This is a genomic window from Methylobacterium aquaticum (assembly GCF_001043915.1).
Classification (GTDB): Bacteria; Pseudomonadota; Alphaproteobacteria; order Rhizobiales; family Beijerinckiaceae; genus Methylobacterium; species Methylobacterium aquaticum.
This window is the reverse complement of record NZ_LABX01000237.1, coordinates 17,098-40,116: the sequence shown is the minus strand read 5'-3', so window position 1 is coordinate 40,116 and position 23,019 is coordinate 17,098. Positions and strand designations below refer to the sequence as shown.

The 23,019-nt window shown below is 71.8% G+C and carries 17 protein-coding genes; 10 read left to right on the top strand and 7 right to left on the bottom strand.

Annotation, left to right across the window (positions count from 1 at the left end):
* Window positions 1–34: 34 nt before the first annotated feature.
* The 3 genes from fmdA (at window position 35) to VP06_RS26620 (ending at window position 2,686) form a co-directional block, all read left to right on the top strand.
* Window positions 35–1,264: a formamidase gene (fmdA, locus tag VP06_RS26630; RefSeq protein WP_048466825.1), complete on the top strand. Its 1,230-nt coding sequence runs from the start codon at window positions 35–37 to the stop codon at window positions 1,262–1,264.
* Between the two features lies 1 nt (window position 1,265).
* Complete coding sequence (locus VP06_RS26625; RefSeq protein WP_048466824.1) at window positions 1,266–1,577, top strand: FmdB family zinc ribbon protein; 312 nt, start codon at window positions 1,266–1,268, stop codon at window positions 1,575–1,577.
* Window positions 1,578–1,657: 80 nt separating this feature from the next.
* Window positions 1,658–2,686, top strand: coding sequence for an aliphatic amidase (locus VP06_RS26620; RefSeq protein ID WP_048466823.1), 1,029 nt, complete (start codon window positions 1,658–1,660; stop codon window positions 2,684–2,686).
* A 46-nt stretch (window positions 2,687–2,732) separates the two neighbouring features.
* On the opposite strand, the gene VP06_RS26615 is transcribed toward VP06_RS26620, so the two are convergent.
* The 6 genes from VP06_RS26615 to VP06_RS26590 form a co-directional block, all read right to left on the bottom strand.
* The gene (locus VP06_RS26615; protein ID WP_048466822.1) at window positions 2,733–5,816 is read right to left on the bottom strand and encodes an efflux RND transporter permease subunit; all 3,084 of its coding nucleotides are present in this window, start codon (window positions 5,814–5,816) and stop codon (window positions 2,733–2,735) included.
* Window positions 5,813–8,971, bottom strand: coding sequence for an efflux RND transporter permease subunit (locus VP06_RS26610; protein WP_048466821.1), 3,159 nt, complete (start codon window positions 8,969–8,971; stop codon window positions 5,813–5,815). Before VP06_RS26610 ends, VP06_RS26615 begins: the two co-directional genes overlap by 4 nt.
* A 12-nt stretch (window positions 8,972–8,983) precedes the next feature.
* Entirely contained in the window at window positions 8,984–10,270 is a 1,287-nt protein-coding gene (locus VP06_RS26605) for an efflux RND transporter periplasmic adaptor subunit (RefSeq protein WP_053082048.1), read from the bottom strand.
* A gap of 835 nt (window positions 10,271–11,105) precedes the next feature.
* Window positions 11,106–11,972 carry a GNAT family N-acetyltransferase gene (locus VP06_RS26600; RefSeq protein WP_048466820.1) on the bottom strand — a complete coding sequence of 289 codons (867 nt, stop codon included), beginning with the start codon at window positions 11,970–11,972 and terminating at the stop codon, window positions 11,106–11,108.
* Window positions 11,973–12,175: 203 nt separating this feature from the next.
* Window positions 12,176–13,636 carry an NAD-dependent succinate-semialdehyde dehydrogenase gene (locus VP06_RS26595; RefSeq protein ID WP_048466819.1) on the bottom strand — a complete coding sequence of 487 codons (1,461 nt, stop codon included), beginning with the start codon at window positions 13,634–13,636 and terminating at the stop codon, window positions 12,176–12,178.
* A 142-nt stretch (window positions 13,637–13,778) separates the two neighbouring features.
* Window positions 13,779–14,447, bottom strand: a complete 669-nt coding sequence (locus tag VP06_RS26590) for a haloacid dehalogenase type II (protein ID WP_048466818.1) — start codon at window positions 14,445–14,447, stop codon at window positions 13,779–13,781.
* Between the two features lie 384 nt (window positions 14,448–14,831).
* Between VP06_RS26590 and VP06_RS26585 the strand changes: the two genes are divergently transcribed.
* From VP06_RS26585 to lpxK, 3 genes are read left to right on the top strand one after another with little or no spacing between them, the layout of a single operon-like run.
* Complete coding sequence (locus VP06_RS26585) at window positions 14,832–15,563, top strand: lysophospholipid acyltransferase family protein (protein WP_048466817.1); 732 nt, start codon at window positions 14,832–14,834, stop codon at window positions 15,561–15,563.
* Window positions 15,560–16,864 (top strand): 3-deoxy-D-manno-octulosonic acid transferase, encoded by a 1,305-nt coding sequence (locus VP06_RS26580; RefSeq protein ID WP_048466816.1) that lies wholly within the window; start codon window positions 15,560–15,562, stop codon window positions 16,862–16,864. The genes VP06_RS26585 and VP06_RS26580 overlap by 4 nt, the downstream gene beginning before the upstream one ends.
* The gene (gene lpxK / locus VP06_RS26575; protein ID WP_048466838.1) at window positions 16,864–17,835 is read left to right on the top strand and encodes a tetraacyldisaccharide 4'-kinase; all 972 of its coding nucleotides are present in this window, start codon (window positions 16,864–16,866) and stop codon (window positions 17,833–17,835) included. Before VP06_RS26580 ends, lpxK begins: the two co-directional genes overlap by 1 nt.
* Here the strand turns inward: lpxK and VP06_RS26570 are convergent.
* Window positions 17,821–18,042: a DUF2093 domain-containing protein gene (locus VP06_RS26570; protein ID WP_048466815.1), complete on the bottom strand. Its 222-nt coding sequence runs from the start codon at window positions 18,040–18,042 to the stop codon at window positions 17,821–17,823. The two genes, lpxK and VP06_RS26570, sit on opposite strands and share 15 nt — an antisense overlap.
* Window positions 18,043–18,160: 118 nt before the next feature.
* On the opposite strand from VP06_RS26570, the gene cdd reads away from it, so the two are divergent.
* The 4 genes from cdd to VP06_RS26550 all read left to right on the top strand — a co-directional run bounded on the left by cdd (window position 18,161) and on the right by VP06_RS26550 (window position 23,012).
* Window positions 18,161–18,559, top strand: a complete 399-nt coding sequence (gene cdd / locus VP06_RS26565) for a cytidine deaminase (RefSeq protein ID WP_048466837.1) — start codon at window positions 18,161–18,163, stop codon at window positions 18,557–18,559.
* Window positions 18,560–18,582: 23 nt separating this feature from the next.
* Window positions 18,583–19,416 carry a purine-nucleoside phosphorylase gene (locus tag VP06_RS26560; RefSeq protein ID WP_048466814.1) on the top strand — a complete coding sequence of 278 codons (834 nt, stop codon included), beginning with the start codon at window positions 18,583–18,585 and terminating at the stop codon, window positions 19,414–19,416.
* 120 nt (window positions 19,417–19,536) lie between these two features.
* Window positions 19,537–20,850, top strand: a complete 1,314-nt coding sequence (deoA, locus tag VP06_RS26555) for a thymidine phosphorylase (protein WP_048466813.1) — start codon at window positions 19,537–19,539, stop codon at window positions 20,848–20,850.
* A 203-nt stretch (window positions 20,851–21,053) separates the two neighbouring features.
* Window positions 21,054–23,012, top strand: a complete 1,959-nt coding sequence (locus VP06_RS26550; RefSeq protein ID WP_245291325.1) for a YgiQ family radical SAM protein — start codon at window positions 21,054–21,056, stop codon at window positions 23,010–23,012.
* Window positions 23,013–23,019 lie beyond the last annotated feature (7 nt).

Genomic DNA, 23,019 nt, shown 5'->3' with positions numbered 1-23,019 from the left:
GGGACACCACCCGCTCCAGGGGAAAGGGAAACGCATGCCCGAGACGTTGATCAAGGTCGACCTGACCCAGTCGGCCTACGAGAACGACATGGTGCACAACCGCTGGCACCCGGACATCCCGATGGTGGCCTACGTGAAGCCCGGCCAGGACTTCATCGTCGAGACCTACGACTGGACCGGCGGGTTCATCAAGAACGACGATTCGGCCGACGACGTGCGCGACATCGACCTGTCGATCGTGCACTTCCTGTCCGGCCCGATCGGGGTCGAGGGCGCCGAGCCGGGCGACCTCCTGGTCGTCGATCTCCTCGACATCGGTGCCAAGCCGGACTCGCAATGGGGCTTCAACGGCTTCTTCTCGAAGCAGAACGGTGGCGGCTTCCTCACCGACCACTTCCCGCTGGCCCAGAAGTCGATCTGGGACTTCGAGGGGATGTTCACGAAGTCGCGCCACGTGCCGGGCGTGCGCTTTCCCGGGCTGATCCATCCCGGCCTGATCGGCTGCCTGCCCGATCCGAAGCTTTTGGCGACCTGGAACGAGCGCGAGACGGCGCTGATCGCCACCAATCCGACCCGGGTGCCGGGGCTCGCCAACCCGCCCTTCGGCCCGACCGCCCATATGGGGCGGCTCTCCGGCGAGGCGAAGGACAAGGCCGCGGCCGAGGGCGCCCGCACCGTCCCGCCGCGCGAGCACGGCGGCAATTGCGACATCAAGGACCTGTCGCGCGGCTCGAAGATCTACTTCCCGGTCTACGTCCCGGGCGCTGGGCTCTCGATGGGCGACCTGCATTTCAGCCAGGGCGACGGCGAGATCACCTTCTGCGGCGCGATCGAGATGGCCGGCTGGGTCCATCTCAAGGTCGATGTCATCAAGGACGGCATGGCGAAGTACGGGATCAAGAACCCGATCTTCAAGCCGTCGCCGATCGTCCCGCGCTTCGACGACCATCTCATCTTCGAGGGCATCTCGGTCGACGAGAGCGGCGGCCAGCACTACCTCGACGTGACCGTCGCCTACCGCCAAGCGTGCCTCAACGCGATCGAGTACCTGAAGAAGTTCGGCTATTCCGGCGCCCAGGCCTACTCGATCCTCGGCACCGCGCCGGTGCAGGGCCACATCTCCGGCGTCGTCGACGTGCCGAATGCCTGCGCGACCCTGTGGCTGCCGACCGGCATCTTCGAGTTCGACATCAACCCGAGCGCCGCCGGGCCGACGCAATACCTCGACGGCGCGATCCAGATGCCGATCTCACCGGACAAGTAGCATGCCGGTCTACGATTATTCCTGCGAGTCCTGCGGCCCGTTCACGGTTCTCCGCCCGATGGCGCAGTTCCGCGATCCCCATGACTGCCCGGATTGCGGCGTGGCATGCGAGCGCGCCTTCCTCACCGCGCCGCGCCTGTCGGGCATGGAGGCGGGCGTGAGGGCCGCCCACGCCACCAACGAGCGCAGCCGCCACGCGCCGCGGCGCAGCCACGGCCCCGGCTGCGGCTGCTGCGCGCCGAAGAAGGCCGCCGCCGCGCCGGCGGCCGCCAAAGGCTTCCCGGCCGCGCGGCCGTGGATGATCAGCCACTGACGCTCATCGGCCCTCCCCGCGCGGTGCGGGGAGGGCGCCCTGCCGGCCCATGCCCCTGATCGACGGAGGAGACCCCCGCCATGCATCACGGTGACATCTCGAGCAGCAACGACGGCGTCGGCGTGGCCGTCGTCAACTACAAGATGCCGCGCCTGCACACCAAGGCCGACATCCTGGCCAATTGCCACAAGATCGCCGACATGATCGTCGGCATGAAGGCCGGCCTGCCGGGCATGGACCTGGTGATCTTCCCCGAATACTCGACGCACGGCATCATGTACGACGCCGCCGAGATGATGGAGAACGCCGCGACGGTGCCGGGCGAGGAGACCGCGATCTTCGCCGCGGCCTGCCGCCGGGCCAAGGTCTGGGGCGTGTTCTCGCTCACCGGCGAGCGCCACGAGGAGCACCCGCACAAGGCGCCCTACAACACGCTCATCCTGATGAACGACCAGGGCGAGATCGTCCAGACGTACCGCAAGATCATGCCCTGGGTGCCGATCGAGGGCTGGTACCCGGGCGACTGCACCTACGTCTCCGACGGCCCCAAGGGCCTCAAGATCAGCCTGATCATCTGCGACGACGGCAATTACCCGGAGATCTGGCGCGACTGCGCGATGCGCGGGGCCGAGCTGATCATCCGCTGCCAGGGCTACATGTACCCGGCCAAGGAGCAGCAGATCCTGATGTCGAAGGCGATGGCCTTCGCCAACAATTCCTACGTCGCGGTGGCGAACGCGGCCGGCTTCGACGGGGTCTACAGCTATTTCGGCCACTCGGCGCTGATCGGCTTCGACGGGCGGACGCTCGGCGAATGCGGCGAGGAGGAGAACGGCATCCAGTACGCGGTGCTGTCGAAGTTCCTGATCCGCGACGCCCGCCGGCACGGCCAGTCGGAGAACCACCTCTTCAAGCTGCTCCATCGCGGCTATACCGGGATGATCAACTCGCGCGAGAACCGGCACGGGATGTCGGCCTGCCCCTACGACTTCTACCGCCGCTGGATCGAGGATCCCGACGCCACCCGCGACGCCGTCCGGGCGATCACCCGCCCCGCGGTGGGGACGCCCGAATGCCCGATCGACGGGATCCCGGCGGATCCGGCATAGGCGGGCGCTCCGAGCGCGGCGGCGGGGCCGTCGAGGCCCGCGTTCCTCACCGACCCACGGCCACCGGCGCCCGATCCCGCCGGCGGCCGGCCCCCTCACGCCCGCGCGCCATCCCGGCCAGGACCGCGAACACCACCGGCGTTGAATACAGCGTCAGCAGCTGCGACACGACGAGCCCGCCCACTGCCGTGATCCCGAGCGGCTGGCGCAGCTCGTGCCCCGGCCCGGTGCCGAGCGCCAGCGGCACCGCGCTCAAGGCCGCCACCAGCGTCGTCATCAGGATCGGCCGCGCCCGGGTCAGCGCCGCCTCCAGGATCGCGTCGCGGGGGCTCATCCCCTGCTCGCGCTGGAGCGCGAGGGCGACGTCGACCATCAGGATGGCGTTCTTCATCACGATCCCGACCAGCAGCACGCAGGCGATCGAGGCCACCAGCGTCAGCGGCGTGCCGGTGAGATGGAGCGCCAGGAGGCCGCCGACCACCGCCGAGGGCAAGGTCGACAGGATGGTCAGCGGGTGGATCAGGCTCTCGTAGAGCACGCCGAGCACGACGTAGATCGCCAAGACGGCGCCGAGGAACAGCAGAAGCTGGCGCGTCCCGGACTTGCCGGCCTCCGCCGCCTCGCCGCGGAAGCTCGTCTTGATCTCGTCGGGCAGGTGCAGGGCCGGCTCCGCCGCCCGGATCGCCGCCAGCGCATCGCCGATCACCACCCCGGGCTTCGTGTTGAACGAGAGTGTCACGCTCGGCATCCCGTCGAGGTGGCGCAGCCACATCGCGGCATGGCCCCGCTTCGGCCGCATCAGCTCGGAGAGCGGCACCTGCGGCCGGTCCGGGCTCGCCCCCGGCACGTAGAGGCCTGCGAGCGAGGACGGGCTGCCCTGGGCCGCGGGCTCCACCTCCAGCACCACCCGGGCATAGTTCGACGGCAGGTAGATCGTGTCGATCTGGCGCTGGCCGAAGGCGTCGTAGAGGGTGTTGTCGATGGCGAGCGGCGTCACCCCGAACTGCGCCGCCCGCTGACGGTCGATGACCACGCCGGCCTCCAGCCCGGCGCGCTCGGCGCTCGACACGATGTCGGTCAATTCGGGCATCGCCAGCATGCGCTTGCGCATCGCCTCCGAGGCGGTCCAGAGGGCGTCCGGGTCGGGGCCGACCAGGGCGTAGTGGTAGCGCGCGGCGCCGCCCGTTCCGCCGAGGCTCAGGTCCTGCTGCGGCGTGAAGAAGGTCCGCACCCCCGGTACGGGGGCGAGGCGCTCGCGCAGGCGGTTCACCACCGCCTCGATGCCGGGCCGCTCCGCCAGGGGTTTCAGGCCGACCGAGAGGGTGCCGTTGCTGAGCACCGCGCCGTCGCCGCCGATGAAGGAGCTCAACGCCGCCACCGACGGGTCCTCCAGGATGGCTTGCGCGACCTGGCGCTGCAACCGCTCCATGGCGGTAAAGGAGACGTTGGCGGCGGTGATCGTGCGGACTTGCAGGATCCCGGTATCCTGGGTCGGCATGAACGCCTTCGGCAGGGCGGCGTAGAGCCCGGCCGAGCCCGCGGTGCTGGCCGCCAGGACGAGGAGCGCGGGCCCCGGGTGGCGCAGGCACCAGGCGAGGCTCGCCCGGTAGGCGCGGGCCGTCCGGGACGGGGGACGCGGGCGCTCGCCACCGCTCCGCCGCGGCAGCCGCGCGCACAGCATCGGCACCAGGGTGAGCGAGACCAGCGCCGAGGCGACGATCGCCGCCACCAGCGTCAGCCCGAACTCGCGGAAGTAGCGCCCGACCACGTCGGGCATCAGCAGCACCGGCAGGAGGGCCGCCGCGAGGGCGGCCGAGATCGCCACGATGGTGGCGCCCATCCGCCGCGCCGCCTCGAGGGCGGCCGCCCGCGCGGAGCGGCCCTCCTCCATCAGGCGCACCACCGCCTCGACCACGATCACCGCGTCGTCGACCACGAAGCCGACCGCGATGGTGAGCGCCATCAACGACAGGTTGTCGAGGGAATAGCCGACGAGCGCCATGGCCGCCAGGGTGAGCGCGAGGGCCACCGGGATGCTCATGACCGGCACCAGGGTGGCGGCGAGCCGGCGCAGGAACAGGGCGACCACGACCATCACGAGGCCGATCGCGATCGCGATGGTGCGGGTGACCTCCGCCACCGATTCGCGGATCAGCACCGTGCGGTCGTAGAGCGTGTGGACCTTGAGCGAGGGCGGCAGCCAGCGGGCGATCTCGGGCAGGGCTGCCTTCACGGCGTCCACCGTCTCGACCACGTTGGCGTCGGGCTGCTTGCGGACGTAGACGACCACGCCGCGCTCGCCGTTGAACCAGCCGGCGAGGCGGGTGTTGATGACGCTGTCGCTGACCTCGGCGACGTCGCCGAGGCGGATCGGCCGGCCGTTCCGGAAGGCGACGATCACCTCGGCCCAGTCCTCGGCCCGGATCAGCTGGTCGTCGGCGGTGAGCGTCCAGGTCTGGTCGGCGATCGTCACCACGCCCTTCGGCAGGTTCTGGTTGGCGTCGCGGAGCGCCGCGCGCACCTCCTCCAGGGAGAGCTGCATCGTCGCCATCCGCCGCGGCGAGACCCGGATCCGCACCGCCCGCCGCTCCGCTCCCGAGACGAAGACCTGGGCGACGCCGGGAAGGGCCGAGAGCCGGGCGGCCACGACGCTGTCGGCGAGTTCGTAGACCTCGCTCGGCGGCAGGATGTCGGAGGTCAGCGCCAGGACCACCGCGGCGATGTTCGAGGGGTTGGCCTTGTAGTAGACTGGCGGGCGCGGCAGGTCCTTGGGCAGGTCGGGGCTCGCGGCGTTGATCGCCGCCAGCACGTCGCCGGCCGCCGCGTTGATGTCCTTCGACAGCGCGAATTGCAGCACGATCTGGGTGCCGCCCGACGTGCTGTTGGCGCTCATCTCGGTCAGGCCGGCGATCAGGCCGAGGCGGTCCTCCAGTGGCTGGGCCAGGGACGAGGCGACGGTGTCGGCGCTGGCGCCGGGCAGGGCCGCCTGGACCACGATGGTCGGCCGCTCGACATTGGGCAGCGAGGCGATCGGCAGCCGGGCGAGCGCGACGAGGCCGATCAGCAGGAGCCCGAGAGCGACGAGCGCGGTGCCGACGGGCCGCGCGACGAAGGGGGCGGCGAGGATCACGAAGCCTGCTCCGCCGCCAGGGCGGCGGGCTGCCGGCTGCGGCGGCGCGTCAGCGCGTCGAAGGCGAGGTAGATCACCGGCGTGGTGTAGAGGGTGAGCACCTGGCTCACCACCAGGCCGCCGACGATCGCGACGCCGAGCGGCCGGCGCAGCTCCGCCCCGATCCCGTCGCCGAGCGCCAGCGGCAAGGCGCCGAGGAGCGCCGCGAAGGTGGTCATCATGATCGGGCGGAAGCGGAGCGCGCAGGCGTCGCGGATCGCCGCCTCGGGCGTGAGCCCGCGCTCGCGCTGCGCCTCCAGGGCGAAGTCGACCATCATGATGGCGTTCTTCTTCACGATGCCGATCAGCAGGATGATGCCGATCAGCGCGATCAGGTCGAACGGCATGCCGGCGAGCATCAGGGCGACGAGCGCGCCGAGGCCCGCCGAGGGCAGCGTCGAGAGAATCGTCAGCGGGTGGATCACGCTCTCGTAGAGCACGCCGAGCACGATGTAGACCGTGACGATGGCGGCCAGGATCAGGATCCCGGTGCTGCGCAGCGAGGCGGCGAACTCGGCCGCCGCGCCCGACAGGCCGGTCGTCACCGTGTCGGGCAGGCCGATCCGCCGCTCCGCCCGGCTCAAGGCGTCGAGGGCCGCCCCGAGGGAGGAGCCGGGCGCGACGTTGAACGACAGGGTCACGGCCGGAAACAGGCCCTGATGGGTGATTGAGAGCGGCGCCGTGCGGCGCTCGACCTGCACGAAGGCGGAGAGCGGCACCGCCGCCGCGGCCTCGCGGTAGCCGGCGCCGACCCCGTTGGCGGCGTCCCCGGCGGTCAGCGCCCGCGAGGTGCCGGGGGTGACATAGATCCGGTCGAGGAGGTCGGGCGCGTCCCTCACCGCCGGATCGACGCCGAGCACCACCCGGTACTGGGTGAGGGCGCCGTACACGGTCGCGATCTGGCGCTGGCCGAACGCATCGTAGAGGATCTGGTCGAGGGCATCGACGGTGATGCCGTAGCGGGCCGCCACCTTGCGGTCGATGGTGAGCGCCAGTTGCAGCCCCTCGTCCTGCTGGTCGCTCGCCACGTCGGCCAAGGCCGGCTCGTCGCGCAGGGCCGCGAGGAGCCGCCGGCTCCACAGGCGCAAGCTGTCGCCGTCGAGAGCCTGGAGCGTGTACTGGTATTGCGTGCGGGCGGACCGCGTCTCGATCGTGAGGTCCTGCGCCGCCTGGAGGTGGAGGGCGATGCCCGGCACCCCCTCGACCGCCCGGCGCAGGCGCTCGATGACGCGAGGGGCCGGGTCGCGCCGGTCGGCCGGGCCGATATCGATGTAGAGCCGGCCGGTATTGAGGGTCGGGTTGACGGTGCCGGCGCCGACGAAGCTCGACACCGCCCGCACCGCCGGGTCTTGCGCCACGATGTCGGCGATGCGGCCCTGGCGCTCGGCCATGGCCGGGAAGGCGATGTCCGCGCCCGCATCGGTGGTGCCGACGAGAAGGCCGGTATCCTGCTCGGGGATGAAGCCCTTCGGGATCGCCGCGGAGCACCAGGCGGTCGCCGCCACCGTCAGGGCGAACACCGCCAGCGTCGTGCGGCGATGCGCCAGCACGCCGTCGACGCCGCGCATGTAGAGCCGCGTCAGCGCCTCGAACCCGGCCTCGCTCCAGCGATAGAGCCGGCCGGGCCTGTGGTCCGGCGGCTCGGGGGCAAGGAGGCGCGCGCACATCATCGGCGTCAGGGTCAGGGAGACGATCCCTGAGATCACCACCGCGAGCGACAGGGTGACGGCGAATTCACGGAACAGCCGCCCGACGAGGCCGCCCATCAGCAGCAGCGGAATGAACACCGCCACCAGCGAGACGGTGAGCGAGACCACCGTGAAGCCGATCTGGCGCGCGCCCTCGAGCGCCGCGGGCAGCGGCGCCTCGCCGGCCTCGATGTGGCGCACGATGTTCTCGATCATCACGATGGCGTCGTCGACGACGAAGCCCGACGCGATCGTGAGCGCCATCAGCGAGAGGTTGTCGAGGGAGTAGCCGAGCAGCGCCATCGCCCCGAAGGTCGCGACCAGCGAGACGGGGAGCGCGACGCTCGGGATCACCGTCGCCCAGAGCTTGCGCAGGAACAGGAACACCACCAGCACGACGAGTGCGACGGTGAGGACCAGGGTGACCTGCACGTCGGCGATGGCGGCCCGGATCGAGACCGTGCGGTCGGTGACGACGGCGATCTTGAGCGCGGGCGGCAGGGCGGCGCGGAGCTTCGGCAGCAGGGCGTGAATCGCATCGACCACCTCCAGCGTGTTGGCGCCGGGCTGGCGCTGCACGTCGAGGAGGATGGCGGGCCGGCCGTCGAACCAGGCGGCAAGGTCTGTGTTCTCGACCCCGTCGCGGGCGGTGCCGATGTCGTGCAGATGGACCGGCGCGCCGTTGCGGTAGGCGATCACCACGTCGCGAAACGCCTCGGAGTCCAGGAGCTGGTCGTTGGCGCCGACCTGAAAGGCTTGGCGTGGCCCGTCGAGGCTGCCCTTCGGCAGGTTGAGGGTCGAGGCCGCCACCGCCCGCCGGACGTCCTCCAGCGACAGGCCGAGCCCGGCGATGCGGGCGGGATCGACGGCGAGGCGCACGGCGCGGGTCTGGTCGCCCTCGACCGTCACGGCGCCGACGCCGGGCACCTGCGACAGCTTCTGGATCACCTCGGTCTGGGCATAGTCGCTGACCTCGTGCAGCGGGAGGATGTCGGAGGTCAGCGCCAGGATCAGCACCGGCGCGTCGGCCGGGTTGACGAGGCGGTAGGTCGGCGGGCCGGGCAGCAGGGCGACCGGCATCCAGCCGGACGCCGCGTTGATCTGGGCCTGGACATCCTGGGCGGCGACGGCGATCGGGCGGGCGAGATCGAATTGCAGGGTGATCTGGCTGGTGCCGGCGGCGCTGGTCGAGTTCATCCGGGTCAGGCCGGCGATCTGGCCGAGATAATGCTCCAAGGGCGCGGTGACCGCGGTCTCGATCACCTGGGGCGAGGCGCCCGGATAGGTGGTGGTGACCTGGATAGTCGGGAAGTCCACCGCCGGCAGGGCGGAGACCGGCAGGGCCCAGTAGCCGATGACGCCGAGCAGGATCAGCGCGAGGGTGAGGAGCGCCGTCGCGATCGGGCGCAGGATGAAGGGAGCCGACATGGTGGTGGGCCGTCAGCTCGGTGGGCGGGGCGAGGGCGCGGGGTGCGGCTCCGGCTTCTCGATGATCGTGACCGGGGTGCCGGTCTCCAGGCGGTAATGCCCTTCGGTGACGACGCGCTCCCCGGCCTTCAGCCCCTTCTCGATCAGGAGGCGGCCACCGCTCGCTTGGCCCGGGGTGACGGTCCGGGTCGCGACGTGGAACCCGCTCTTGCTGCCGTCCTTGCTTCCCTCCTGGACCACGAAGACGAAATCGCCCCGCGGGCCGTGGCGGAGCGCGGTCAGCGGGATGGTGACGCCCTGGGAGCGGATGTCGACGGTGATGCGGCCGTTGACGAAGGTGCCGGGCCAGAGCGTCAGCTTGGCATTGGGGAAGCTCGCCTTGAGCTTGATGGTGCCGGTGGCCGGATCGACCTGGTTGTCGACGAGCTCGACCGTGCCGGTATCGAGCAGGGTGCGCTCGTCGGCCCCGAAGACCCGGACCGGCGCCGAGACCTCGCCGAGGGTCAGGCGGCTCCTCGCGACGGCGGAGGCGGGGAGCGTGAAGACGACGGAGATCGGCTGGAGCTGGGTCACCACGACGATCGCCGAGGCGTCGCCGGCGCGGACGTAGTTGCCCTGGTCGACGAGGCGCAGGCCGGTACGCCCGGCGAAGGGCGCCGCGATGGTGGTGTAGGCGAGCTGGGTGCGCGCATAGGCGACTTGCGCCTCGTCGCTCTTGATCTGGGCCCGGTACTGGGCGACCAGCGCCCGCTGCCGGTCGACCTGCTGCTGGCTGGCGAAATCCTTGAGGACGAGGGCCTCGTAGCGCTGGAGATCAAGCAGGGCGCCGTCGAGCAGGGCCTGGTCCCGGAGGCGGGCGGCCTCCTGCTGGTCGGCTTGAGCCTGGAGCGGACGCGGATCGATGAGGGCGAGGGGATCGCCGGCCTTCACGTCCTGGCCCTCGCGGAACAGGATCCGGGTGATCTCGCCGTCGATGCGCGAGCGCACGTTGACGGTGTTGTAAGCCTGGACGGTGCCGATGCCCGACAGGGTGATCGGCACGTCGGCGCTCTGCGCCGCCTCGGCCGCGACGCGGGCGGGAGCGAGCGGGACGAGGGCGGCGGGCGTCGATCGCGGCTCCGCCCCGGGCCCGGAGGCCGGGCTGCCGAGCCAGGACCGCAACGCGGCCCATTGCTCCTGCACCTGCGTCTGAAGCGGACCTTGGGCCGACGCGAGGACCGAGCCCGCCTGCGGCCACGCGACGAGCGTGCCCGCCGCGACGGTCAGGCCGGCACCGAGACCCCAGGCGAAACCGCGCATCGTCTGATCCTGAAATGCAATTGGCCTGGATCTGTCGACATCCGGCTGCAATCACAATGCTTCGCAGCGCTACGGAGAATTGTTTCCGAATGATTTCTATATCCTTACGGCAGACTACGTCGGAACTTTGTCGTCCGCAAGTCGAGCCTCGGGGGAATTTTGGATGATGGGTGCTGGCGTCCGGTGTGGTTGCGTGAGCGACCCTGGACGGGTCGCCGATCCGCGGCTCGCCATTGGGGGCGCCCTCCGCAGGGCCTCCCGGCGCTCACCCGCCACCCGTGTTGTCGGGCGTCCGGTCGTCTCGCCCTGGCCGACAGAGCCGGCCGTGCACGCCAGCGGACGCGGCCCACGCGGCGCACGGCCATGACGGTTCGGGATCGCGCATCGCCGTCAGCCGGCGGTGCCCGGGCGCCGCCATTGCGACGCCGATGCCCGACCCGCGGAGTCTTGGCCCGCCGAGTCTTGGCCCGCGAAGATTCCGTTTCGATCTCCCAGACGTGATAAATTTTGCAGCTTCGCTCAAGTGCAGCGCAAAATAAGAAAGCTTCATCTTATACCAACGGTCGTTGAAAGCGACCTTTGGCTCCGTTCGCGAATTTTCGCCAAGTCTCTTGGCTTGGCATCGACAATTCGAGATGAAGTCAACGGCCGCGTCGATCTCGGGCCTGCCCGAGATCGAATCGATGCGTCAGCATCTTCGGCCGTTGGTATTATTGGGCACCAGATTGAGTATGCCGCGGGGCTTTCCCGACGGACGCCCGGTCCGTTGGGCTCCCGTGTGCCGCGGGACCGTCCCGGCGGATTTCGAGCACGTGCTCCTTGGCGGACGGGGCCGCTATCCCAGGGCCTGGTTGGCGAGGGCGAAGATCCGGGCCGGCCCGGTCCGGGGCGGCACGCCCCGGGTCATCGTCACCGACAGGTCGACATTGGCAAGACCGCTCGCCTCCACGAAGGCGACGAGCGCACCATCGCGCTCCGGCGTGTCGAGGCGCAGGAACCCGCCGGCATGGGCCCGCACATGCGGCCCGGCGAGAGCGACAGCATCCACGGCGTCCGCAGCGACGATCGGGCCGACGATATGGCCACGCCCGAAAGCCCGGCAGACCGAGAAGCCGACGATCCGCCCCGCCTCCTCCAGGACGAAAGTCTCCCCGAGCCGGTGCAGGGCGTCGAGCATCCGGCTCCTGTCGTCGCCGGCCGCCTCACGGTCGAGGGCCGCGATGGCCGGCCAGTCGGCCTCGGCGGCGGGCCGCACCCGTGGATCGGCGGTCACCGCGCCCGCCTCCGCGATGCCCTGGTATTGCGTGTTGCTGCCGGTGACGCGGAACCCCTCGGATTCGTAGAGCCGCCGGCCCGCCTCCGTCGCGGTGAGGCGGATCGTGCGCGTCCCGGCCGCCGAGAAGAGGTCCCGCATCAGCCGCCGCCCGGTGCCCCGGGCCTGCATCCGGGGCGAGACGATCACCATGCCGATGGTGGCGAGACCCTCGCCGAAGGGCCACCACATCGCCGAGCCGGTGACCCGGCCCTCCCCGTCGCAGGCGACGAGGCCGTGGCCGAGCGCCAGCATCAGGCGCCAATCCTCGGCCCGGTGCGGCCAGCGCGCCTCGACCGAGAGGCCGTGCACCGCCTCGATATCGGCCTCGGTCATCGGGCGGATCGTCAGGGGGGTATCCGTTGGGAGGATCGTGTCCGGGATCGTCATGGCGTCGGGTCTCGGGGCCTGGTTTGGAGCCCCGGCTCTGCGACGAGGGCCGGGGCGCAGGGATGGTGGAGAAGGGGCGGCGGCCGTCCACATCGACAGGCGCCGCGACGGCTGCACCGGTTCGCCACGGTCGCGAGCAGCCGCGTTCGCGAGCATGGGCGGCCGATGCACTCTGGAGGGCGACCGTCTCGGTCGCTGCTGTTTTAGAGGCCGCCCATGTGGAACGACTTCAGTTCCAGGTACTCGTCGATGCCGTAGGCCGAGCCCTCGCGGCCGAGGCCCGATTGCTTCACGCCGCCGAACGGCGCCGCCTCCATCGAGACGGTTCCGGTATTGAGCCCGACCATGCCGAATTCGAGCGCCTCGCCGACCCGCCAGGCCCGGCGGATGTCGGACGTGTAGAAATACGAGGCGAGTCCGAACGGCGTGGCGTTGGCGATGGCGATCGCCTCCTCCTCGCGGGAGAAGCGCATCAAGGGCGCGAGCGGCCCGAAGGTCTCCTCGACGGAAAGCCGCATGCCCGTCTCGGCCCCGGTCAGCACCAACGGCGGCACGAAGCGGCCCCGCACCGCCTCCGGATCACCCGCCACCAGGCGGGCGCCCCGGGCGAGGGCGTCGTCGAGATGCGCCGTCACCTTGGCGGCAGCGGCGTCGTTGATCAGCGGGCCGATGGTGACGCCCGCCTCGAAGCCGTTGCCGACCTGGAGCCGGCCCACGGCCTCGGCGAGGCGGGCGGCGAAACGGTCGTGGATGCCGTCCTGCACCAGGATGCGGTTGGCGCAGACGCAGGTCTGGCCGGCATTGCGGAACTTCGACGCCATGACGCCCGCGATCGCCTGGTCGAGATCGGCGTCGTCGAACACGATGAACGGCGCGTTGCCGCCGAGTTCCAGGCTGAGCCGCTTGATGGTCGGGGCCGACTGGGCCATCAGCAGCCGCCCGATTGCGGTCGAGCCGGTGAAGGACAGCTTGCGCACGGTCTCGCTGCCGGTCATCTCGGCGCCGATCGGCGCCGCCTGGCCGGTGACGACGCTGAACACCCCCTTCGGCACCCCGGCCCGCTCGGCGAGTACCGCGAGGGCGAGGGCCGAGAACGGCGTCAGGTCGGCGGGCTTGACGACGATCGGGCAGCCGGCGGCGAAGGCCGGTGCCACCTTGCGGGTGATCATCGCGATCGGGAAGTTCCACGGCGTGATCGCCGCGCAGACGCCGACCGGTTCCTTGAGCACCAGCACCCGGCGGTCTCCGACCGGCGCGGTGAACACGTCGCCGGTGATGCGGCGGGCTTCTTCCGCGAACCACTTCACGAAGCTCGCCCCGTAGGCGACCTCGCCGCGGGCTTCCGTGAGCGGCTTGCCCTGCTCGGCGGTCATGATCGCCGCCAGATCCTCGGCATTCTCGAGGATCAGGGCGTTCCAGCGCTCCAGGATCGCGGCGCGCTCCGCCGGCGCCGTGCGGCGCCAGGCCGGAAACGCCGCCTCGGCCGCTGCGATCGCCGCGCGGGTCTCGGCGGCGCCGCAATCCGGCACCGTGCCGATCGTCTCGCCGGTCGCCGGGTCGGTCACGGCCAGGCTGCCGCCGGCGTCGGACTCGCGCCACTCGCCGGCGATGAAGGCCTGGAAGCGCAGGAGCGCGGGATCGCGCAGGCGGTCCTTGGTGAACATGGGTCGTCCTCGGGGCATCACAGGGGAAAGGATCGGGCGGCGCCGCCCGTGCGCCGCGATCGCCCGGCCCGCCCGCGATGCGGCCGGGGCCGGAATGCGGACAGGCCGGACGGGATCACGGCATGGAGGCGGCGCAAGGCCGTCACAGGCCGAGCAGGCCCGGCAGGCCGCGGATGTCCTTGATCTCGTGGTAGCCGTAATAGGGGTTGGCCGGCTCGTGGCCGCGGTTGACCCAGACCTTGTTGGTGATGTGCAGGTCGTGTGCGGTCATCAGGTCGTAGCGGAAGCTCGACGAGCAGTGCAGCACGTCCTCGGGGCCGCAGCCGAGCTGGTCGAACATGTACTCGAACGCCTGCATCCGCGGCTTGTACGCCTGGGCCTCTTCCGCCGTGTAGGCGGCGTGGAACGGCGCGCCGAGCTTGGCGACCGAATGCGGGATCAGATCCTTCATCGAGTTCGACAGGATCACCAGGGGGAATTCCTTGGCGACCTTGGCCAGTCCCTCGACCGTGTCCGGGTGCGGGCCCCAGGTCGGCACCGCGGCGTAGACCGCGTCGGCGTCGCTGTCGCGGTATTCCACGCCGTTGAGCTTGCAGGTGCGGGTCAGCGCGTTGGCGACCACGTCCTTGTAGGGCTTCCAGGGGCCCAGCACCTCGTCGAGGCGGTAGGCCGAGAAGTCGTCCACGAAGGCGTCCATGCGCTCCGCCGGCACCCGGTCGGCGTAGAGGCGACGGGCGACGGGCGCCATCTCGAAGTAGATCAGCGTGCCGTAGCAGTCGAAGGTGATGAACTTGGGGGCCAGGCGGGTCATTGGGATCTCCCTGCGGTGTTCAGCCGTGGTGGAACCCTAAGGCCCGTCGACGGCGCGCGGACACCGATGTGCCGCCCTCCGGACCGGTGTTCCTGCGCTTTGGCCGCGGGCTGACGGCATGTCGTGCCGGGAGGAACGCTCGGCGGGATGCCGCGCGGCCAGCCTCCGATCCGGTCACCGGCGCGGACGCGCCGCGCCGGGGCCGGGTGCGACGCGCGGCACGCCGTGCGGCACGTCGCACCCGTTCATGCAACCTGCCGGCGGTTGCCTCGCGAGCCCGAACGGAGCATGACGACGCCCGGATTCGCGAGGGGCCGCCCGACCCTGGCCGGGTCGGAATCGCCGCGTCCCTCTCCCGAGCGTCCCCGTCCGCGAAGTGCCCGCATGAGCCTCGTCACCCGCATCGCCCGCAGCCGGGCGGCCCAGGAGAGCCTCGGCCTCCTCGGCGCGAGCTACCTGAAGCTGGTGCGGGGCACCAACCGCTTCAGCCTCGATCCGCCGGGCGCCTATGACTGGCTGTCGCCGCTGCGGCCGTTCATCATCGCGATGTGGCACGGGCAGCACCTGATGGTGCCTTTCGTGCGCCGGCCGCAGGACCGGGCCGCCACGATGGTCTCGCGCTCGATCGATGGCGGGGTGAACACCGCGGTGCTGGAACGGATGGGCGTGCGGGTGATCCGCGGCTCGGGCGCCCGGCGTGCGAGCGAGATGTGGGCCAAGGGTGGGGTGTCGGCCCTGCGCGGCTGCCTCAAGGCGCTGGAGGACGGCGAGACGGTGGCCTTCAGCGCCGACGTGCCGAAGGTGTCGCGGCGCTGCGGCGAGGGCATCGTGATGCTGGCGCGCCTCTCCGGCCGGCCGGTGGTGCCGACCGCCGTGGTGACGAGCCGCCATCTGCAATTCGACAGCTGGGACCGGGCGAGCCTCGGCCTGCCCTTCGGCCGCGGGGTGATGGCCTTCGGCGAGCCGGTCACCGTTCCCCGCGACCTCGACGCCGCCGGCATCGAGGCGGCGCGCCTGCGGATCGAGGCCGACCTCAACGCCGTCCATGCCCGCGCCTTCGCGCAGGTCGGCCGGATCGACCCGGTGCATACGCGGAAAGGGGCGTCCGCCCGATGAGGCGCGAGGATGTGCCGGCGCTGCTGCGCGCCTATCATTACGGACTGATCGCCGGCGAGCCGGCGCTCGCGGGCCTCCTCGCCTGGCGGCGGCGGCGCGGCAAGGAGGATCCGGTGCGCCTGCCGGAGCGCACCGGGCGGCCCGGCAAGCCGCGGCCTCCCGGCCCCCTCGTCTGGGCCCACGGCGCCAGCATCGGGGAGGCGTTGTCGCTGCTCGGCCTCGTCGAGCGCCTGACCCGGCGCGGCTTCACGGTGCTCGTCACCTCCGGCACCCGCACCTCGGCGGAGCTGCTGGCGCGGCGGCTGCCCCGGGGCGCGCTGCACCAGTTCGCGCCCCTCGACGCGCCGCGCTACCTCGCCCGGTTCCTCGACCATTGGCGGCCGGACCTGGCGCTCGTCGCCGAGTCGGAACTCTGGCCCAACACCATCCTGGCGCTGCACGAGCGCGAGGTGCCGCTGATCCTGGTCAACGGGCGGATGTCTGAGCGCTCGGCCCGGGGCTGGCAGCGCAGCCCGGCGGTGGCCCGGGCGCTCCTGTCGCGCATCGCGCTCTGCCTCGCGCAGACCCAGGACGAGGCCGAGCGCTTCGCGGGGCTCGGCGCCCCTCGGGTCGAGCTGGGCGGCAACCTGAAATTCGATGCCGGGCCCCCGCCGGCCGATCCCGAGGAACTGCGCCAGCTCGCCCGCGTGATGGCCGGGCGGCCGGTCTGGCTCGCCGCCTCGACCCATCCGGGCGAGGAGGCCGCCGCCACCGCGGCCCACCGGGCGCTCAAGCGCCATTATCCCGACCTCCTCACCGTCGTGGTGCCGCGCCACCCCGAGCGCGGGCCGGGCATCGCCGCCGACGCGGTGTCGGCCGGTCTCCGGGTCGGGCGCCGCTCGGCCGGCGGGCAGCCGCACGACAAGGTCGATCTCTACGTCGCCGACACGGTGGGCGAGCTGGGCCTGTTCTACCGTCTCTGCCCGCTGGTCTTCGTTGGCGGCTCGCTCGCCCGCCATGGCGGCCAGAACCCGATCGAGCCGGCCCGCCTCGGCGCCGCGATCCTGTACGGCCCGCATGTGCGCAACTTCGCCCAGGTCTACGGCGTGCTCGACCGCGCCGGCGGCGCCCGGATCGTGCGCGACGGGCAGGAACTGACGGAAGCGATCGGCCAGCTCCTCGCCGACCCCGCCGCCCGCCAGGCGATGGCCCGGGCGGGGAATGCGGCGATCGCGGCCGCCGGCGGCGCGACCGACCGGGCCATGGCGGCGATCGAGCCGTTCATCTGCCAGCTGATGATCACCGGGCGGTTCGCCTCGTGATCCGGGCACCGGGCTTCTGGTGGCGGGAGGACCCGGCGCCGGCGGCCCGGCTGCTCGCGCCGATCGGCGCGGTCTACGGGGCGCTCGCCGCCCGCCGGATGGCGCGGGCCGGGGCGACCGCAGCCTGTCCGGTCGTCTGCATCGGCAACTTCACCCTCGGCGGCGCCGGCAAGACGCCGACGGCCCTCGCGGTGGCGGGCCTTCTGCGCGATCTCGGCCGGCGTCCGGCCTTCCTGAGCCGGGGCTATGGCGGGCGCCTGGCCGGCCCCGTGCAGGTCGATCCCGCGCGGCATGGCGCGGCGGATGTCGGCGACGAGCCGCTGCTGCTCGCCCGCACCGCCCCGGCGATCGTCGCCCGCGACCGGGTGGCGGGGGCGCGGGCCTGCCTCGCGGCCGGCGCCGACGTGGTGGTGATGGATGACGGGTTGCAGAATCCGAGCCTCGCCAAGACCCTGGCGATCGCCGTGGTCGACGGCGCGGTGGGCTTGGGCAACGGACGGGTCTGTCCGGCGGGTCCGCTGCGGGCGCCGGCGGAGGCGCAGTGGGGCCATGTCCACGCCGTCCTGACGATCGGCGAGGGCGCGGCCGGCGCAGCGGTGCTGGCGGAAGCGCGGGAGCGCGGCCTGCCGGCCCTGCGCGGCCGGCTGGTGCCGGACCCGGCGGCGGCGGAGCGGTTGCGCGGGCGCCCGGTCCTGGCCTTCGCGGGAATCGGCCGGCCGGACAAATTCTTCGCGAGCCTGCGCGAGATCGGGGCCGAGCTGCACGGGACCCGCGCCTTCCCGGACCACCACGCCTTCACGGCGGCGCAGATCGACGCCCTCGCGGCGGAGGCTGCCACCCGGGGTCTCCTGCTGGTGACGACCGAGAAGGACCGGGTGCGCCTGCCGGAGACGCTGCCGGTGGCGACGCTGCCGGTGGGGCTCGTCCTCGACGCGCCGGAGGCGTTCCGTGCCCTGCTAGGCGGTCTTTGAGCGCTCGCGCAGGCGCACCATCACGGCGTCGGGATCGGCATAGGCTTCCTGGCGCTCGACGCTCCAGTAGCGCAGGGCGTCGAGGGGGATTTCGACCCCGGTCACCGCGCAGCGCACGAACCGGCCGGGCCGCACCACCCGCAGGTTGCTGTCGCCATATTCCACGACGGCCTCGCCGGTCCCGCCACGGTCGACCCGTCCCAGCATCGACACACTTCCTTCTCGGTGGAAAGAATACGGGTTTAGGGCGCGCCGCGCGGCTTGTCGACGGGCTCGGCGGCGGGCCATGATCCAGACTCTCCTGAAGGCGGCCACCGGGACGAGGATGGAAGCGACCGACACCCTGTTCTCCGCCGCCCGCGCTGTCCAGGCCCGGGCCCACGCTCCCTATTCGCGCTTCCATGTCGGCGCGGCGATCCGCGACGAGACCGGCGCGGTCCATGCCGGCTGCAACGTCGAGAACGCCGCCTATCCGGTCGGCACCTGCGCCGAGGCGGGCGCCATCGCGGCGATGATCGCGGCCGGCGGCCGGCGCATCGCCGCGATCCTGGTTCTCGGCGACGGCGAGGCGCTGGTCACCCCCTGCGGCGCCTGCCGCCAGCGCATCCGCGAATTCGCCGCCCCGGACACGCCGATCCACGTCGCCGGGCCGGCGGGGGTGAGGCGCACCTTCACCCTGGACGAGCTGCTGCCGGCCTCGTTCGGGCCGGACAACCTCGCGTGAGTGCCACGCCCGACGATCCCCGGGTGGCCGAGTCTGCCGCCTTCCTGCGGCTGCGCGGTTTCGACGGCCCCTTCGCTCTCGCCCTCGTCACCGGCACCGGGCTCGGGCCCCTGGGCGACCGGGTCGAGGATCCGGTCGCCCTGCCCTATGGCGAGATCCCGCATTTCCCGGCCTCCGGCGTCTCGGGCCATGCCGGGCGGCTGGTGGCGGGGCGCCTCGGCGGGCGGCGCGTGCTGCTGTTCCAGGGCCGCGCCCATCCCTACGAGCACGGCGACGCCGCCGTCATGCGGGTGCCGGTCGGCGTCGTGGCGGCTTTGGAGGCGCCGCCGCTCCTGCTCACCAACGCGGCGGGCTCGCTCCTGCCCGAGGCCGGCCCCGGACGCCTCGCGCTCGTCACCGACCACATCAACCTGTCGGGGATGAACCCGCTCGTCGGCGAGCCCTCCGATGCCCGCTTCGTGCCGATGGCCGATGCCTACGATCCGGCCTTACGGGCGGCCCTGACGGCCGCGGCGGCGGCGCGCGGCCTCCCCCTGCACGAGGGCGTCTATGCCTGGTTCTCGGGTCCGAGCTTCGAGACCCCGGCGGAGATCCGCATGGCGAAAACCCTCGGGGCCGACCTCGTCGGCATGTCGACGGTGCCGGAGGTGATCCTCGCCCGCTTCTTCGGCCTCAGGGTCGCGGCGCTCTCCCTCGTCACGAACTACGCGGCGGGCTTCGCGGCGGGTCCGGGCGCTGCCATCGGCGCCCCGGATCACGACGACACCAAGCGGGTGGCGGCGCAGGCGGCGGCGGATGTCGGACGCCTGGTGACGGCGCTGCTCTCCGGCGGTCTCCTTGAGGCTCTGCGACGATGACCAAAACCCCTCTCCCGCCCGCGACCTCATCCCGAGGTCGCGGGTGGGGGTGAGACGGCCGGCCGAGAGGCTGTCTTCGCCGCTCGCACAAGCTCCGACTTCTCCTCCCGGGACGACCCCATGACGCTGCTGCCGCAGGAACTGATCCGCCTCAAGCGCGACGGCCACGCGCTGCCGCCCGAGGCCATCGAGGGTTTCATCGCCGGCCTGACCGCGGGCCGGGTCACCGAGGGGCAGGCGGCCGCCTTCGCGATGGCGGTGTTCTTCCGCGGCCTGTCGCTGCCGGAGCGGGTGGCGCTGACCCGGGCGATGATGCGCTCGGGCACGGTGCTGACCTGGGACCTGCCCGGCCCGGTCGTCGACAAGCACTCGACCGGCGGCGTCGGCGACACGGTGAGCTTGGCCCTTGCCCCGATGGTCGCGGCCTGCGGCGGCTACGTGCCGATGATCGCGGGCCGCGGCCTCGGCCATACCGGCGGCACCCTCGACAAGCTCGACAGCATCCCGGGCTACGTCTCGCAGCCGGAGGTGGACCTGTTTCGGCGCGTCACCCGGGAGGTCGGCTGCGCGGTGATCGGCCAGACCCCGGACCTCGCCCCCGCCGACCGGCGGCTCTACGCCATCCGCGACGTCACCGGCACGGTCGAATCCCTCGACCTGATCACCGCCTCGATCCTGGCCAAGAAGCTCGCCGCCGGGCTCCAGGGCCTCGTCATGGACGTGAAGGCGGGATCCGGCGCCTTCATGGCCCGCCCGGAGGACGCTTACGGCCTCGCCGAGAGCCTGGTCACGGTGGCGAACGGCGCCGGCCTGCCGACCCGTGCCCTCCTCACCGACATGGACCAGCCGCTGGCTTCCGTCGCCGGCAACGCCGCCGAGGTGGCCTATGCCATCGCCTACCTGACCGGCCGCCGGCGCGAGCCGCGCTTCCACGCCGTCACCCTGGCGCTCGGCGCCGAGATGCTGGTCCTCGGCGGCCTGAGCCCCGACACGACCGCGGCCACGGCGCGCCTCGAGGACGCTCTGGCCTCCGGCCGCGCCGCCGAGACCTTTTCGCGTATGGTGGCGGCGCTCGGCGGCCCAGCCGATCTCGTCGCGCAGCCGGAGCGCCACCTGCCGGGCGCGCCGGTGATCCGCCCGATCGTGCCGCCGCAGGCAGGCCGGGTCGCCGCCATCGCCACGCGGGCGATCGGCGTCGCGGTGATCGGCCTCGGCGGTGGCCGCACCCGGCCGGAGGACGGCATCGACCACGCCGTCGGCCTCACCGACCTCGCTCCGGTCGGTGCGGAGGTCGGCCCGGACCGGCCGCTGGCTGTGGTGCATGCCCGCAGCGAGGCCGCCGCCGCGCGGGCGGAGGCCGAAGTCCTGGCCGCCTATCGCCTCGGCGCGGAGGCGGTGCCGGAGCGTGACGTGATCCTGGGCCGGGTCGCGTGATGGGGTGGCCGCTGCTTTGAGGCAAGGCGGGGGCCGGCGCCTCGCCATTCCTTGATCGCGCGATTCGTTGATCTCGCGGTCCCGCCGGCCTATGCATCGGCCCCATGGACCTCCCGCTCTCTGCCGATCGATCCGTGGCCCCCTCCGTGGCCCCCTTGGCCTGTGCCTCGCCGCCCAACGGAAAGGCGGCGCCGTTCCTGCCGATGAGCCGCGCCGAGATGGACGCGCTCGGGTGGGACGCCTGCGACATCGTGCTGGTGACGGGCGACGCCTATGTCGATCACCCGAGCTTCGGCATGGCGATCATCGGCCGGCTGCTCGAATCCCAGGGCTATAGGGTCGGCATCATCGCGCAGCCCGACTGGCAGTCGGCGGAGCCGTTCAAGGTGCTCGGCAAGCCGACGCTGTTCTTCGGCGTCACCGGCGGCAACCTCGATTCGATGGTGAACCGCTACACGGCGGACCGCCGCCTGCGCCACGACGACGCCTACACGGCCGGCGGCGAAGGCGGAAAACGGCCGGACCGCTGCACCATCGTCTACACGCAGCGCTGCCGCGAGGCGTACAAGGACGTGCCGGTCGTGCTCGGCGGCATCGAAGCCTCGCTGCGCCGCATCGCGCATTACGATTACTGGTCCGACAAGGTGCGCCGCTCGATCCTGGCGGATGCCAAGGCCGACCTCTTGATCTACGGCAATGCCGAGCGGGCGGTGGTCGAGGTGGCGAACCGGATGGCCGCCGGCGAGGCGCCGCACGACCTGGATTCGATCCGGGGCGTCGCCCTGTTCCGCCGGGTGCCCGAGCATTACACCGAGCTGCCCGCCGACGATCTCGACTCCGCCGACGAGGCCGCCTCCCGTAAGCCCGGCGACACCGTGATCCGGCTGCCCGCCTACGACGAGGTCAAGGACGACAAGGAGGCTTATGCCCGCGCGTCGCGGGTGCTGCACCGGGAGGCCAATCCCGGCAATGCGCGCCCCCTCGTCCAGCGCCACGGCGACCGCGACCTGTGGGTGAACCCCCCGCCGATCCCGCTCTCCAGCGACGAGATGGATGCGGTCTACGACCTGCCCTATGCCCGCGCCCCTCATCCGTCCTACGGCGACGCCAAGATCCCCGCCTGGGACATGATCAAGTTCTCGGTGACGATCATGCGCGGCTGCTTCGGCGGCTGCACCTTCTGCTCGATCACCGAGCATGAGGGCCGCGTCATCCAGAACCGCTCGGAGGGCTCGATCCTGCGCGAGATCGAGCGGATCCGCGACAAGACCCCGGGCTTCACCGGCGTGATCTCGGATGTCGGCGGGCCGACCGCCAACATGTACCGGATGGCCTGCAAGGACCCGAAGATCGAGGCGGCGTGCCGGCTGCCTTCCTGCGTCTTTCCGGACATCTGCCCGAACCTCAACACCTCGCACGACGACCTGATCCGGCTCTACCGCAAGGTCCGCGAGGTGAAGGGGGTCAAGAAGGTGATGGTGGCGTCGGGCGTGCGCTACGACCTTGCGGTCAGGAGCCCGGAATACGTCAAGGAGCTGGTGACCCACCATGTCGGCGGCCGCCTGAAGATCGCGCCCGAGCATACCGAGCGCGGGCCCCTCGACAAGATGATGAAGCCGGGGATCGGCACCTACGACCGCTTCAAGGAGATGTTCGACGCCGCCGCCAAGGAGGCGGGCAAGAAGTACTACCTGATCCCGTACTTCATCGCGGCGCATCCGGGCACGACGGACGAGGACATGATGCACCTCGCGCTCTGGCTCAAGAAGAACAACTACCGCGCCGACCAGGTCCAGACCTTCCTGCCGTCGCCGATGGCGACCGCCACGGCGATGTACCACACCGAGATCAACCCGCTGCGCGGCGTGCGGCGTGGCGGCAGCGAGCCGGTCGAGGCGATCAAGGGCCTGCGGCAGCGGCGGCTGCACAAGGCGTTCCTGCGCTACCACGATCCCGAGAACTGGCCGCTGCTGCGCGAGGCGCTGCGGGAGATGGGCCGCGCCGATCTCATCGGGCCGCGGCCGGACCAGCTCGTGCCGTTCTCGCAGCCGCCGGGGACGGGCCTGGGCGCGGGCAAGGGGCGGGGCCAGCCGCCGCGCCCCGCGCGTTCCGCCGGCGGCGGGCAGCGTTTCACCACGAAGGGCGTGCCGCTCAGGAAGTGATCCGCAT